Consider the following 14,915-nt stretch of genomic DNA (forward strand, 5'->3'; position numbering starts at 1 on the left):
CGAAATCACTTGGCGGTGAGGTCGAGGGTGGGGGCGTCCAGTTGGCTGCGGCGGTGGAAGTAGGCGCGCAAGGGGACGTCCTGCGCCGCGAGGCGGGACCAGATCGCGTTGGCGGTCGGCGTGTCGCGCTCGCTCCATGCCTGTTGCGCGCGCGCGGCGTCGGCCCACCACGTCGAAGCCTCCGCGGCGACGGGGTGGAGTGGGATGAACAGATCGAGGGGGGTGCGTTTGCCTTTCAACGTGGCCGGACCGACGGGGAGGAAGCGGACGCGGCCCTCCAGCAGGGTCGCGATCTGCGCGCTCACCAGCACCTCGGTGTCGAGCGGACGGTTGGCGGTTTCCAAGCGCGAGGCGGTGTTCACGGCGTCGCCCATCACGGTGAACTCCATGCGGCGCGGATGGCCGACGTTGCCCACCATGACGGTGCCGTGGTGCACGCCGATCGCGATGCGAAGTTGGGCGCGACCGGGCTCGGTCGCCCATTGCGTGTTGAGGCCCTGCAACGCGGCCTGCATGGCGAGGGCGGCGGCGACGGCGCGGGCGGAGTCCTCCGTCGGTCCCTCCGTGCGGGTGTCGCCCCACACCGCGAGGATGGCGTCGCCGATGTATTTTTGCAGGGTGCCGCCGTGGGCGAGCACGCAGTCGACCATGGCGGTGAAGTAGGTGTTGAGCTGGCCAACAAAAGCCTCGGGATCGGCGTCCTCCACCCAGGACGTAAAGCCGCGCAAGTCGGCGAAGAGCACGGTCACGGCGCGACGTTCCCCGCGCAGAGATTGGGCGAAGTTGTCGGGCCGGTCGGCGATGAGTTGAGCGACCTCCTCGGAGACGTAGCGTCCCAACATCGAGCGCAGCCGGCGGCGCTCCCGTTGTTCGCTCACCAGTTGCGCCCCGATGCCCAGCGCGCAGCCGCTAAGCCAGGCCGCGCCGGGCGCAACCAGCGGCACGACCAGATCGGCCAGCACGAACGCCGCCAGCGCGAGCACGAGCCAAAGCGCGCCGCCGCCAATCGCCAGCAACCCCTGTCGGCTGGCGCGGCGCGGGCGCGCAGTGTGCCCGAGTCCGGCAGCGGCGAGGAGGAGCACCAGCACGGCACCCAACACCGGCGGGAAGCTGCGCGGGGCGCGATCGTTGAGATAGGAGTCGGCCGCCTGGGCCTGCGCCATCACACCGGGCATGCGGCCGAGCGGAGTGAGGTGCACGTCTTTGAATTGGATCTCGGACAAGGGGCCGATCCACACGATGCGATCGCGAAAAAATTCCCCGTCGGCGAGCCAGTCGCCCTGCCAACGATCGGGCAAAAAGAGGTCCTCGATGGGCACGACCGGGATGTCGGCTGCGGCGAAGCGGTAGTCGATGAGCGGGCTGGTTGCGCGCGACTCGGCGGCGAGGGTTTGAGCGGCCGCCAAGGCGAGCGAAGGCACGGCGGCACTTGGGTCGGGCGCGAGGCCCAGCAGGCTGGCGTCGTCGAGCTGGGTTTCGCTGTGGCGGAGCACGCCGTCGGGGTCGGCCCAGACATTGGCGAAGCCGTGGCGGGCGCCGGCGGCGAGCAGCGGCGCGGAGGGTTCGCGCAGCACGGCCACCGCCTCGCCGGTCGCGCGGTGTTCCACCTGCCAGAGCGAGGCGAGCACAACCGGGGCGCCGGGTTCGGCCAGAGCGGCGGCGAAGTCGGCATCGCCGGGGTTGGGACCGGCAAAAACGATGTCGAACACGATGAGTTTGGCGCCGGCCGCGCGCAGGCGCCGCACGGTGTCGCCGAACATCGATCGGTCCCAGGGCCAGCCGGCCTGTAAGCGGGCGAGGGCGGGATCGGCGGCCACGAGTTCGGGGGCGCGTTCGGCGAGGGTGAAACTGCTGTCGGTGATGCCGACGATGAGCGGCGCGGGACCACGGGGTGCACGCAGGTGGCGGCGCAGTCGGAAACGTTGGTCGAGCGCGATACCCTCAAGGGGTTGCTGCCACGACCACGAGATGCCCCAGGTGAGCACAATCACCAGCAGGCCCAGACCCAGGAGCCACGGGCGCGAGGGCAGAGTGCGGGAGGTTGCGGTGGGGGAGGTGGTGCCGGACATCGAATCGGAAGGATTCCGATCGATGAGCTAACTCCCGGCAGATGAACGCTGCGTGAGCTTAAGATGAGAACTTGTTCATCAAACGCCGCGCCGCGCGGGGCGCCTTATTTGGCGCCGAGCAACTGCTGGGTGAGGAACGCGGTCTGGGCGGCGGCCAGTTCCTTGAGTCCGCCTTGGGCGAGCGCGAGCAAGGTGGAGAACTGTTCGGGCGAGAAGGTCGATTCCTCGCCGCTGCTCTGCACCTCGACGAATTGGCCGCTGCCGGTCATCACGATGTTGGCGTCGACCTCGGCGTCACGGTCCTCGGTGTAGGGCAGGTCGAGCATGGGGGTGCCATTGACGATGCCCACGCTCACGGCGGCGATGGAGTCCTTGAGCGGGTTCTCGGTGATACGGCCGACGTCGAGCAGCTTCTGCACGGCGAGGCGGGCGGCGACGTAGGCGCCGGTGATGGACGCGGTGCGGGTGCCGCCGTCGGCCTGGAGCACGTCGCAGTCGATCCAAAGGGTGTGGGTGCCGAGTTTTTCGAGGTCCACGATGGCGCGCAGTGAGCGGCCGATGAGGCGCTGGATCTCAACGGAGCGGCCGTCGACCTTGCCCTTGGAGCTGTCGCGCTGTTTGCGGTCGTGCGTGCTGTAGGGGAGCATCGAATACTCGGCGGTGATCCAGCCGCCCGACACGTTCTGGGCGCGCATCCAGCCGGGCACCCGGGCTTCGATGGTCGCGCCGCAGATGACGCGGGTGTGGCCAAACGATACCAGCACGGAGCCGGTGGCGTTGGGCGCGATGTCGGCCTGGAAGGAAATCGGGCGCAGCTGATGCGGCAGGCGGCCGTCGGCGCGGGTGGTGTCGGTCATGGGGGCCACCTCATGCGGGCTTGGAGCCGAGCGCAAGCTGTGGATGCGATCGGGCGGTTGCCGGGCTGGACGCAGTCGATCACGAAATGACGCGAAGCAGAGCGGTATGCGTGGTGGTTAAGCGCAGATGACGCAGATGGGCGCAGATGCTGAGGGGCAGGGAGTTTTTTAACCACGGAGCGCACAGCGGAGCACAGAGCCGGAGAGGCATGCGCGACGCCGTCGGGGATCACCGCGTTCGCGGGACAGGCGTCGGCGTCCACCTGATCGGAAAAGGTGGACCGCGACCTCCGGACGCGGTGCTGCGGCGGAGTGGATTACTTGGTTGAACCGCCGATGACGCGGATGGGCGCAGATGCTGGGAGGCCCGCCTTCGCTGAAGCTCCGGCTGACGGGGCAGAACATGCTTGGGAACGCTGATAGGCGCTAATCTTCGCTCAAACCAATCAGCGAAAATCAGCGTCGATTAGCGTTCCTCGATGGTTCGCGGGAACGTGGTCCCTGTCCGGCGAACGCGACCTCCGGACGCGGTGCTGCGGTGGAGTGGCTTCGCGTGTCTTCGCGCTCTTCGCGGTTCGATAACCCGTTGCCTCACCGCATCCGCACCCGTCTGCCCCTCGGCGTCGCGCCGCCGCGTTCGCGAAGGCGTCGGTCGCCGAGCGCCAAAAAAAACCGCCGGTGCTTGGCCGGCGGTTTGAGAGGGAGGCGCGCTGCGAAGACGCTCAGCGCATGCGGGCGAAGGTCTGCTTGAGCAGGGTCGCGTCGTCGGCTTGTTTGGTCTTCTCGCGGGCCTTGGCGATGAGGCCGGCCTCGAGGGCGTTTTTGGTCGGGCGCTGCACCTCGTAATACACGCCGAACTTGCCGGGCCAGGGTTCGCTGGCGAGGCCCATGGCGGCAGTGATATCGGTTTTGTCGTGCGTGGCCTCGTCAATGAGTTCGAAGCCGCCGCCCTTGCGGGGATTGGCGGAGTCGAAGGCGCCGGGGTGGAACTCAACGCACTCGGAGAGGATTTCGACGACGGCGAAGCCGGGATGCTCGGCCGCGCGCACCATCATCTCGGTCATGTGCTTGATCTGGGTGGCGTGCGAGCGGGCGACGAAGGTGGCGCCGGAGTTGACCAGTTTGCGCATCGGGTTGATGGGCTGGTCGATCGCACCCCAGGGGTCGGTCTTGGAACGGAAGCCCTCGGGGGAGGTCGGCGAGGTCTGCTTTTTGGTGAGACCGTAAACCTGATTGTCCATGATGACGTAGGTCAGGTTCACGTTCTTGCGGGCCACGTGATCGAGGTGGTTGCCGCCGATCGAGAAGCCGTCGCCGTCGCCGCCGAAGACAAAGACCTTGAGGTCATCGCGCGAGAGGCTGATGCCGGCGGAGAAGGGGACGGAGCGGCCGTGAATGAAGTGGCCGCCGTGGGTGTTGACGAAGTAGGGGAAGCGCGACGAGCAACCGATGCCGGCCATCGTGACGATGGACTCGTGCGGGTAATTGAGTTGCTCGAGGGCGCGGTAGAAACAGGCCAGCACGGCGAAGTCACCACAACCGGGGCACCACGTCGGGTGGTCGGCGGTGAGAGCTTTTTTGGTGAGCTTGGGCTGGTCGGGGGCCGGGGCTTCTGCGGTAGCGGACATGGCGGAAGGAGAAGTTTGGAAGGATGAAGTCTGATGTCAGACGGGAGAGGTCAGACCGGCTTCCTGGTTGGGATTTGGGATTTTGAGAGTTGGGATTTGCTCGCAACGCGCGCTCAGACGTCGGGGTAACCGGAGACGCTGGCGTAGCGGGAGCCGGAGAGCTCGGCCATGCCGTTGAGGATTTCGCGCACCTTGAAGGCGAGACCGTCGGTCTTGGTGATCGAGCGGATGGCGGGGTTGGCGTAGCGGGCGCGCAGCAGGGTGGCGAGCTGGCCGTAACCGTAGAGGCCCTGGTCGTTCATCTCGACGACGAAGACCTGGCGGAAGCGCGAGAAAATGCGCTCGAGCTCGGGCGGCAGGGGATTGAGATGGCGCAGGTGAATGTGGCCGACCTTCTGGCCGTCCTTGCGGGCGCGGTTGACGGCTTCGCGCAGCGGGCCGTAGGTGGAGCCCCAGCCGACCAGCAGGATGTCGCCTTCCTGATCGCCGTGGATTTCCGGGCGGGGCAGGGATTTGCCGAGCTGCTTGATCTTGTTGCGGCGCTTGGCGGTCATCTTCTGGTGCTGCGCCGGGTTGCCGGAGGGATGGCCGTGCTCGTCGTGTTCGAGACCGGTGACGGTCGGGTAGGGCGCGCCCTCGATCTTGGTGCCCGGGTGCGCGTGGCGGGTGAGGCCGTCGATCGGGTAGGGCTTGAAGTCGGCGCCCTGCGGCGTGAGGTCGAGGTCGGGGGCGACCATGAGCGCGTCGACATCGGGTTCGTCGAAGGCCTCGATGCGGGAGGACAGCGCCTGGTCGGTGAGGATGATGACCGGCGTGGAGTATTCCTTGGCGATGCGGCAGGCTTCGAGGGCGATGTAGAAACAGTCCTCGACGTTCTGCGGCGCGAGCACCACGCGGGGCGAGTCACCGTGCGAGCCGTAGATGGCCTGCATCAGGTCGGACTGCTCGACGTTGGTCGGCAGGCCGGTGGAGGGGCCGCCGCGTTGCACGTTGATGATGATGAGCGGCAGTTCGGCCATGGTGGCCCAACCGAGGGCCTCCATCTTGAGGGAGAGACCCGGACCGGAGGAGCCGGTGATGGAGAGGTGGCCGGCGTAGGCGAAACCGAGGGCGTAGGCGATGGCGCCGAGCTCGTCCTCGGCCTGCACGAAGAGGCCGCCGTATTTCTGCAGCTCGGTGCGCAGGGTCTCCATGATGGTGGACCACGGGGTGATCGGGTATCCGGCGCCGTAGCGCACGCCCGCGGTGATGAGGCCGAGGGTCATGGCGGTGTTGCCGTCGGTCGTGATCTGCGGGTGACCGTTGGACGCGTCGGGGGTCGCGAGCTTGTGGTAGATGTCGCGGATGTTCTGGGCGGGCCAGGCGTAGCCGGCGTCGAAGGCCAGCATGGTGTTGCGCACGACGTCTTCGCCGAATTTGCCGAAGCGCTCCTTGATGAGGCCGGTCAGCTTGGCGACATCGAGGTCGAAGAGGCGGCAAAGCAGGCCGAGCACGAAGATGTTTTTGCCCTTTTCCTTGGCGGAGCCGCCGACCGCTTCGATGGTCGCGCTGGTGAAGGGCACGCCGACGGCGAGGTAATCATGGCTGGGTTCGGGCGAGACGTGGTCGCTGTCGAAAATGAGGATGCCGCCCTTCCGCAGGTGATCGATGTGGTTCTTGTAGCTGTGCTCGTAGAACGCGACGAGGAAGTCGGCTTCGTCCCCGGAGCTGAGGATGTCGCCGGTGCCCATGCGCACTTGAAAAATCGAGGGACCGCCGGAGATCGTCGACGGGATGGTCATGTAGGTCATGACCTCCTGCGCGCTGCGGCCAGCGAGGCGGGCGAGGAAGCCGCCAATCGTTTGGATGCCGTCCTGGGAGTTTCCGGCGAGGCGGATGACGACGTCGTTGATGGATTTGGTAGCGCCGGGGGCGGGGGAGCCCTCGGACGAATCGGAGGAATTGGGACTGACCATTACGGGGGTTTGTGGGAACGGCGATGAAGCGTGCTCGCTGGGGGGCAGTCAACGCGCGGTTGGGTAAATGACACGGTTTTGACGCACAAAATTATCCTGACTGTTCAACAAAGCGCCGGGGGGCGGCCGAGATTCTGCTGCCAGACTCCCGATGGGACTCGCCAATGGTCGCCGTGGCGCGTTAGTTCAGCGCGCCGGCTGGTCATGGGGCTCCCGAAAACCGGGTGGCGTGCTTCCGCCGGCAACCTGCGCCGCAGAGCGTGGTTTCTCTATGGTCTTTTCCGTCTCTCTCATCCCGCGCCGTCGGTCGGCCCTTGGTCTGGCCTTCCTCATGGGATTCCTGCCACTCGTTCGCGCCCAGTCTCCCGCGGAGGCGGCGCCCGGCGAGCGGATCGGCGATTACGTGCTGCAGCCGCTGGACCTGATCCGCGTCCGCATTTACAACGAGCCCAACCTCGATCGGGAGGTGCGGATCTCCGGCGATTACCGGGTCAATCTGCCCCTCATTGGCAGTGTGGATCTGAACGACCAGACGATCCAACAGGCGCAGGATCAAATCAGCGCACTCTACGATCGTGACTTCCTGGTGAACCCGCAGGTCAATGTCATCGTGCTCGATTACGCCCGACGCACGGTGAACGTGATGGGGGCGGTGGGCGCACCCGGGGAGATCGCGTTTCCGCGCGAGGAGGAGATGTCCTTGCTGAGTGCGATCTCGCGGGCCGGCGGTTTTTCGCGGTTGGGAGATCGCAAGCGGGTCCGGCTGACTCGCAAGGTGAAGGACGAGCCCGCTGTCACCTTCGTGATCGATGTGAATGAACTCATCGAGGGTGAGTCCGGTGATTTGTGGCCGTTGCAGACTTCCGATGTGATTTACGTGCCGGAGCGCTTCTTCTGAGCCGACCGCCACGGAAGCGGGTCATGCCAACAAGGCAAAACGCCCGAAGCGTGAGCGCCTCGGGCGTTTGCGGGAGCGCGGTGGGGGCGCGGCCTCAGGAGTCTGACGGCGGCACCCGGTAGAGCTCGAGCAGGCCGATGCCGGTGGTGTCGCCCACGCCGGTGAGCTGCACGCTGTAAACGCCGGGCGGCAGCGTGACGACCATGGCGGCGTCGGCGCTGGTTTCATCGCTGAGGGCAAAGGCGCCGACCGTGGCCGCCGTGCTCACGACCGTGGCGTCGCCGGCCCAGTCGTCGTTGGTCGCGACCGGGGTGTCGTTGCCGTGGACGAAGACCTTGAGCTGCGGATTCTGCAGCGTGCCGGCGACATCGTAGGCCGCGAGTTCCGGGCCGATGCCACGAATGAGCACGGTGGCGTCCTCCGAGCCGGCGACCACGAAGCCGAGGGTCGGCACGTCGTTACCGGTGCCGACGAAGGTGCGGGCGGAGATGTTGGTGAGGATACCGCCGGTGCCGTAATCGGCGTCATACAACTCGGCCAGGGCGATGCCCGGGGTGCCGGTGGCGGACTCAATGTGCACGCTGTAGGAACCGGGGTCCATCGTGCGCAGGAAGGCGGCGTCGAGCGAGTCGTCGGCGAGGGCAAAGGCGCCGAGGGCGACGGCGGCGTCGCGAATCGCTGCGTCGCCGGCCCAACCCGCGTTGACCGCGAGGGCGTCGCTCACGCCGGCGGCGAAGAGGCGCAGGCGGGGATCGGTGAGGGCGGTGGGTTGGTCGTAGTTGAGCAGGGTGGGGCCGATGCCGCGCACCAGCACGGACTTCGTATCCCCGGCCACGGCGAAACCAACGATCATGGTCGCGTCGCCGCTGCCCGCGCTGGAGCGCACGGAGAGGTTGGAGAGTCCGCCACCGGCCACATCGACCGTGCTGCCGCCACCGGAGCCGGAACCGCTGCCGCCGCTGCCCGAGCCGCCGCTCCCACCCGAACCGCCCGAACCGCCGCTGCCGGAGGAGGCGGTCGTGATGCGGATGGCGTTCATGGTGACGTAGCCGTTGCCCTCGATGAGGGCGAGGAGCTGGAGGCGTCCGTCGTCGCCCACGGTGACGTCGGACCAGATGAGCCAATCGAGCGGCGAGACCGCGTGTGTGTTGGGTCGCCAGACCGCGGGCGGCGTGGCGCCGCGGTAGGTGGTGTCGGGGGCGATGGAGTTGGCGGTGTAGGTGCCGGCGTAGACGTCGAACGTGCGCACGGCGACGACTTCGACACGGTAGCTCCCGGCGGGCAGGCCGTTGAAGGTGACGCTGCCGCCGTTGAAGTTGGAGGTCACGCTGGACTCCAGCGCCGCCGTGGTCACCCAGTCTTCGTCGGTGAAGTCGGCGCCGGGGCCGAAGGACGGGAACAGGGTGGAAACGGTCGCGCCGGTGTCGGCGCCGGTGTTGTAGTCGATGAGGGTGAAATCATCCTGGCCATTGGAGACGTTGGTCCAGTTGGTGCCGCCGTCGATGAGGCCGAGGTTTACGCGGGCTTCGATTTGAGCGTCGGTAAGGTGGATGCCGACCGCGAGAGCCAAGCTGAGCCCGGCGAGTGGTTTGCGGGAGAAGATCATGGTGCGCAGGGTGTTTGACGAGGAGACAGGACGCCGGAGGCGCCGGTGAAGGTTCGCCGCGAAGTTAGGCCATGCTCCGGAATGTCGGTATACGCATTGGTGCGTAGATGGGCGTGGAACGCGGGGCCGGGTTTGCGAGTCACACCGGCCTCCACGTCTTCTTTATGTTCTCAATACTGCGGCTGCGGCCTTGGGTTTGGTGCATGGTTTTTAACTGCGCATGGCTCGGCGAATCACCGGGTCAAACGCCCCCCACCGTCGCGGGCAGAGCGCGCGATTATGTGCTGCAGGCGCTGGATCGCATCAGCGTCAGGATCCACGACGACCCGACGCTGGATCGCGAGGTGCGGATCAGCCGGGAGCATCGCATCAACCTTCCGTTGATCGGAACGGTTGACCTCAAGGGCCTGAGCGTGGCCGCCGCCGAGGCGCGGATCGCGCAGCGCTATGACGAGGAATACCTGGTGAACCCGCAGGTGAACCTGCTCGTGCTCGAATACGCCCGTCGTTCCGTCAACGTGCTCGGTTCGGTGCAAAAGCCGGGCGAGGTGGCTTTTCCGCGCGAGGATTCGCTTACCCTGTTGAGCGCGGTGGCCGGGGCGGGCGGATTCACCCGTTCGGCGAATCGCGCGAAGGTGCGCATCTCGCGCTTGAACGCCGAGGGCCGGATGGAATCACAGGTCTTCAACGTGGACCGGCTGATCAAAGGCGACGCCCGTGCCGGGTCCGATCCGGTTCTGCAGCGGGGCGACACCGTGTGGGTGCCCGATGTGCTGTCGCATGACGGCGGGGGAGACGGGGGCGGGGAGGGCTGAGGGCCCGCCGCAAGATGCGCACGCTGCCCGAGCGTGCTGTTGGACCTTATAAGTGTCCGGAGCAGGGTCTAGGGTCCCCATCCGGTCGGGTGGCGTTGGGCAGAATATGCGCAGTGCCCTGCGGGGTTGCGCGTGCTTTTCCGGGGGCGTAGACCCCCATGCCGTCAAGATGCGCGCGACGTGTGGCAAGGCTTGCGGAGCTGTTCATCCCGCCGGTGTGCCACAATGCCCCCAACACTCGCCGGGCAACCGGCCCATGAATCCCTTTCCTATGAACTACCCGTTTCCCACGCTCTCTCCCGAAGAGGCTGCGGCCATGGTGCAAGACAACCAGACCGTGGGTTTCGGCGGCTTCACCGCCGCCGGTGCCTGCAAAGTCGTGCCGCTTGCCATCGCCGCCAAGGCCAAGGCCGAACACGCGGCCGGTCGGCCGTTTAAGCTCGGTGTCATCACCGGCGCTTCCACGGGTAAATCCCTCGACGGCGCGCTCGCCGAAGCCGAAGCCATCTCCTGGCGCACGCCCTACCAGTCCGACAAGACGCTGCGCAAATCGATCAACGAGGGGAAGACGCAGTTCTTCGACCTCCACCTTTCGGCGGTTCAGCCCAGCGTGCGCAGCGGGGTCTTTGGCAAGATGGATTGGGCCATCATCGAGGCCAGCCATGTGACCGCGCAGGGTGAGATCGTGCTCACCACGGGCGTCGGCGGCGCCAACACCTTTGCCCGCGTGGCGGACAAGATCATCATCGAGCTCAATGCCCATCATCCCGGCGACCTCATGGGCTTCCATGATCTGTTTGAACCAGCCGATCCGCCGTATCGCCGTGCCATCCCCATCTACGCGCCGACCGACCGCATCGGCGCCAGCTTCATCAAAGTGAATCCCAAGAAGATCGCCGGCGTGGTCATGACGAACCTGCCCGACGAATCCGGGGGCTTCACGCCGCCCGATCCCATCACCACGCAGATCGGCGAAAACGTGGCCGGCTTCCTCGCCAACGAGATCAAGATCGGCCGCCTGCCGCCGTCCTTCCTGCCGCTGCAATCCGGCGTGGGCAACATCGCCAATGCCGTGATCGGCGCGCTCGGCGCGCACCCCGACATCCCGCCCTTCATGATGTATACCGAGGTGCTGCAGGACTCGGTCATCGACCTGCTCGAGACCGGCAAATGCGCCTTCGCCAGCAGTTGTTCGCTCACGCTCAGTCCCGAGCGCCTGCAGGACTTCTACGCCAACCTGGAGTATTACCGCTCCCGTGTCGTGCTGCGCCCGCAGGAGATTTCCAACAGCCCGGAGATCGTGCGCCGCCTCGGCCTCATCACGATCAACACCGCCATTGAGGTCGACCTCTTCGGCAACGTGAACAGCACCCACGTCATGGGTCGCGATCTCATGAATGGCATCGGCGGTTCGGGCGACTTCACCCGCAACGCGCACGTCTCGATCTACACCTGCCCGTCCGTCGCCAAGGGTGGCAACATCAGCACGATCGTGCCCTTTGTCACCCACCTCGACCACAGCGAACACTCGGTGCAGGTCGTGGTGACGGAACACGGCGTGGCCGACCTCCGCGGCAAGTCCCCGCATGAGCGCGCCGTGCTCATGATCGAGAAGTGTGTCGCGCCGGAATACCGCGACACCCTGCGCGGTTACCTCAAGGCCTCCGCCCGCGGCCACGTGCAGCAGACGCTCAACAACGCCTTCAACATGCACCTCGCCTTCCTCGAACAAGGCGACATGCGCAAGGTCACCTGGCAGAGCTGACGCGGCGCGACATTGTAGTGGCCCACGGACTACACGGTAGCCGAGAGTCAGGATGGGTCTCACCGCAGCTGACGCAGATGGGCGCAGATGCCGAGAGGCAACGCAACGCCGGCGGGGATCGCCGCGTTCGCGGGACAGGCGTCGGCGTCCACCTTGGATCGGGGTGGACCGCGACCTCCGGACGCGGTGTGCCGGTGGAGTGGATCTGCGAGTATCCGCGCTACCTGCGGTTTACCATCCGGCCGCTCAGCCTTCCAGGGCCTCGACGTAGTGGCGGCGGCACATGGCGACGTAGCGTTCGTTGCCGCCGATCTCGATCTGTTCGCCTTCGCGCAGGCCTTTGCCGTCGGGGCCGACGCGCAGGTTCATGGTGGCCTTGCGGCCGCAGTGACAGATCGTTTTCAGCTCGATGAGGTCGTCGGCCAGCGCGAGCAGCGCGGCACTGCCGGGAAAGAGTTGCGCCTGAAAATCCGTGCGCAGGCCGTAGCACAACACCGGGATGTCGAGCTTGTCGGCGACCTTGCACAACTGCTCCACCTGCGCGCGGGACAGAAACTGCGCCTCGTCGACCAGCACGCATGCGAGCTGCTCCTCCCCGTGTTGCGTGAGGATGCGGCGGAACAGGTCGTCGGTCGGACTGAACGGATGCGCCTCGGCGCTCAGGCCGATGCGCGACGCGATCCGGCCGATGCCCGCGCGTTGGTCGATGACCGGGGCGAAGAGCATCGTGCGCATGCCGCGCTCCTGGTAGTTGTAGCTCGACTGCAGCAACACCGTGCTTTTGCCGGCGTTCATCGCAGAGTAGTAAAAGTAGAGTTTGGCCACGGGGTTCTAGGTCAGATGGCTGATGTGTGATGTCTGATGTGAAGGAAGAGAAAGCACCCGGTCGGTGCCAATCCACATCTTACTTCTCACCTCTTACATCGAACATGATCACTCCTTCGTGAACAAGATCTCCGCGCGCAGGATGTCGTGCAGGGTCATCAGCCCGATCACGACCTCCTCTTCACCGCCGACGATCACGATCATGTTGGCCGGCGATTCGATGACCTTGCTCTGCACATCGCGGATGGTCGCATCGCGGCGACAGGTCGCGACCGGATCGATGATCGGCTCTTCGCCATGGTCGACGATGCGCTGCAAATGTTCGCGTGTGATCGCGCCATGCAGCTTGCGATCGATCACCACCGGGTAGCAGTCGTGCTTGGTCTCGGCCAAGAGTTTCTTCACCGCCTCGGGCGCCAGGTCGCGCACGAGCACCGGGCGGAAATTGGCCGCCCGGCTCACCGCGGTTTCCTGCCATGAGCGCAGGTCGCGCGGCGGCATCACGCGCTCCACTTCCTGGCCGTCCTGTTCGAGGATCACGTCGTAGAAGTTGTGTTTCGTGAAACGCTTCGCGATCGCGATGCTCACCAACCCACCGACCATCAGCGCCGGCACCATGGCAAATTCGTGGGTCATCTCGAACACGATGAGCAGACCCGTCACCGGCGCGCGCACCACCGCTCCGAGGCAGGCGCACATGCCGACCACGGCGAGCGTCACGTGTCCGGCGGTGCTCAGCGGGAAGATCAGCGAGATGAGCCCCGCCATGGCGGCGCCCGCCATGCCGCCGAAGAACAGGGTCGGGGCAAAGATGCCGCCGGCCGCGCCCAGCCCGTAACACAGTGCGGTGGCCACGAGTTTGGCGATGAGCAACAGGCCCGCGCTCTGCCAGTCCATCTGGTCGTTGAGCGCCATGGAGAGGTCTTCGTAACCGAGGCCGAACACGCCGTGGTGACCGGTCCAGAGGAACACCGTGCTGCCGATGAGCCAGACGCCGAGTCCGCCCAACATGCAACGCGCCCACGCCGGCACGCGGTGTTTTTCCTTGTTCCAGGCCCGCAGCCCGAGCGCGAATTTCTGAAACCACACGCCGGCCAGCGCCGCGACGGCCGCGACGATCGGCGTCGCCAGGTAGACCTGCCATTCCGGCGAGCCCGCGCCGCGCAAGGTGAAGGCCGGTTGTTCGCCCAGGAGACCGTGCGCGACCAAGGCCCCCACGACGGCCGCGAGCAGGATCGAACCGAGCATGCGGCTGTTGAGGTCGCCGATGATTTCCTCGAGCACAAAGGTCACCGCCGCGATGGGCGTATTGAAGGCCGCCGCCAAGCCCGCCGCCGCCCCCGCCGCGGTGGCGAGACGCCGTTTGTGTTTGGGCGTGCCGAGGGTGCCACTCACCTGCGACGAGAGGCCGGCGGCCAACTGCACCGATGGTCCTTCGCGGCCGAGACTGTTACCCGCGCCCACACTCAGCGCGCCGGCGATGAACTTCACCCAGACGACGCGAAAGGGGATGTCGCCCATGTCCTTCCAGAAGGCGAGTTTGACCTGCGGGATGCCCGATCCCGCCGCCGCCGGACAGAAGGCCGAGAGCAACCAACCCGATACCGCCGAAAACACCGCGATGATGACAAAACTCCCGACCAGGAACACCTCCGTGCTCTCGTGCGTCAGCCGCTCGATGCCGTGGGTGAAGATGGTGTGGATCGCGATGTGAAACGCCACGGCCCCGCCACCAGCGGCGAGACCAAAACAAATGGTCTGCACGATGCCCCGCGTTTTTGCGGGCAATCGCGCCATGGCACGGGCTGGGAGGTCGAGGATCACGAGCTGCTGTTGTGCGGGGTTTTCGGGCGGGGACTCAATGGCTTTTTACGTCGCGTCGCCAGTGGTCGGCCTGGAGGAGGCCGTGATTGAAGGGCCGCCGCGCGACCCGGGCGAAGCCGGCGCGGATAAGAAAGGGATCCGGCGGGGTGAGGTGCCGCGCCTCCAATCCGGTCACGATGCGGAAGGCGCCATACATGAGCGCGTGGGCGCCCCGCGCGCGCAACCGCCGCCAGCCGCGATCGGCCGGCACGGTGAAATCGGTGATCAACCAATCGGCCGTGGGCGCGGCGGCTGAGGCCAAGGTATCGACCACGCGGGCCAACGAGTCGGGCGCAAAACAGTCCAACACGCAGTGGGTCACGATCGCGTCCCAAGTGCCCAGGGGCGGTGCCCACGAGCGCAGGTCGGCCTGCACCAAGGTCGTGCGCGGCGACGGGTCGGCGCGGCGCGCTTCCCGCAGCATGGCCGCGCTGGCATCGAGCACGGTGATGGCGACCTTGGGTCGGCGTGCCCGCAGCGCGGTGAGAAAACGCCCGGGACCTTCGCCGACGAGCAGCACGCGGTTCGCCTGGTCGAGGGCCGCGAGATGAGCCAGCCGCGCCCGTTGCAACACCCGCCCGGCAATCGCGGTTTCCAGCCAACGGTAATGCGGCGCGAGCGTGTCGAAGGACAT

The 14,915-nt window shown here is 66.4% G+C and carries 11 protein-coding genes; 3 read left to right on the forward strand and 8 right to left on the reverse strand.

Annotated elements, in window-relative coordinates:
* Positions 1 to 5: 5 nt before the first annotated feature.
* From AC0MRV_RS05155 to AC0MRV_RS05170, 4 genes are all read right to left on the reverse strand, one after another.
* Entirely contained in the window at positions 6 to 2,069 is a 2,064-nt protein-coding gene (locus AC0MRV_RS05155) for a CHASE2 domain-containing protein (RefSeq protein WP_472763365.1), read from the reverse strand.
* A gap of 104 nt (positions 2,070 to 2,173) precedes the next feature.
* The gene (gene rph / locus AC0MRV_RS05160; RefSeq protein WP_472763366.1) at positions 2,174 to 2,926 is read right to left on the reverse strand and encodes a ribonuclease PH; all 753 of its coding nucleotides are present in this window, start codon (positions 2,924 to 2,926) and stop codon (positions 2,174 to 2,176) included.
* A 722-nt stretch (positions 2,927 to 3,648) separates the two neighbouring features.
* Positions 3,649 to 4,554, reverse strand: coding sequence for a thiamine pyrophosphate-dependent enzyme (locus tag AC0MRV_RS05165; RefSeq protein ID WP_472763367.1), 906 nt, complete (start codon positions 4,552 to 4,554; stop codon positions 3,649 to 3,651).
* A gap of 113 nt (positions 4,555 to 4,667) precedes the next feature.
* Positions 4,668 to 6,509: a 2-oxoacid:acceptor oxidoreductase subunit alpha gene (locus AC0MRV_RS05170; protein ID WP_472763368.1), complete on the reverse strand. Its 1,842-nt coding sequence runs from the start codon at positions 6,507 to 6,509 to the stop codon at positions 4,668 to 4,670.
* A 271-nt stretch (positions 6,510 to 6,780) separates the two neighbouring features.
* On the opposite strand from AC0MRV_RS05170, the gene AC0MRV_RS05175 reads away from it, so the two are divergent.
* Entirely contained in the window at positions 6,781 to 7,407 is a 627-nt protein-coding gene (locus tag AC0MRV_RS05175) for a polysaccharide biosynthesis/export family protein (protein WP_472763369.1), read from the forward strand.
* Positions 7,408 to 7,501: 94 nt separating this feature from the next.
* On the opposite strand, the gene AC0MRV_RS05180 is transcribed toward AC0MRV_RS05175, so the two are convergent.
* Complete coding sequence (locus AC0MRV_RS05180; protein WP_472763370.1) at positions 7,502 to 9,013, reverse strand: hypothetical protein; 1,512 nt, start codon at positions 9,011 to 9,013, stop codon at positions 7,502 to 7,504.
* Between the two features lie 281 nt (positions 9,014 to 9,294).
* On the opposite strand from AC0MRV_RS05180, the gene AC0MRV_RS05185 reads away from it, so the two are divergent.
* Positions 9,295 to 9,828 carry a polysaccharide biosynthesis/export family protein gene (locus tag AC0MRV_RS05185; protein ID WP_472763371.1) on the forward strand — a complete coding sequence of 178 codons (534 nt, stop codon included), beginning with the start codon at positions 9,295 to 9,297 and terminating at the stop codon, positions 9,826 to 9,828.
* 256 nt (positions 9,829 to 10,084) lie between these two features.
* Positions 10,085 to 11,593, forward strand: a complete 1,509-nt coding sequence (locus AC0MRV_RS05190) for a succinate CoA transferase (RefSeq protein WP_472763372.1) — start codon at positions 10,085 to 10,087, stop codon at positions 11,591 to 11,593.
* 246 nt (positions 11,594 to 11,839) lie between these two features.
* On the opposite strand, the gene AC0MRV_RS05195 is transcribed toward AC0MRV_RS05190, so the two are convergent.
* The 3 genes from AC0MRV_RS05195 to AC0MRV_RS05205 all read right to left on the reverse strand — a co-directional run bounded on the left by AC0MRV_RS05195 (position 11,840) and on the right by AC0MRV_RS05205 (position 14,915).
* Positions 11,840 to 12,418 carry a thymidine kinase gene (locus tag AC0MRV_RS05195; RefSeq protein WP_472763373.1) on the reverse strand — a complete coding sequence of 193 codons (579 nt, stop codon included), beginning with the start codon at positions 12,416 to 12,418 and terminating at the stop codon, positions 11,840 to 11,842.
* A 108-nt stretch (positions 12,419 to 12,526) separates the two neighbouring features.
* On the reverse strand, positions 12,527 to 14,215 hold the full coding sequence (locus tag AC0MRV_RS05200; RefSeq protein ID WP_472763374.1) for a chloride channel protein: 1,689 nt from the start codon (positions 14,213 to 14,215) through the stop codon (positions 12,527 to 12,529).
* A 61-nt stretch (positions 14,216 to 14,276) separates the two neighbouring features.
* Positions 14,277 to 14,915: a methyltransferase domain-containing protein gene (locus tag AC0MRV_RS05205; protein ID WP_472763375.1), complete on the reverse strand. Its 639-nt coding sequence runs from the start codon at positions 14,913 to 14,915 to the stop codon at positions 14,277 to 14,279.

The sequence above is a fragment of the Actomonas spartinae genome (assembly GCF_051209155.1).
Taxonomy (GTDB): domain Bacteria; phylum Verrucomicrobiota; class Verrucomicrobiia; order Opitutales; family Opitutaceae; genus Actomonas.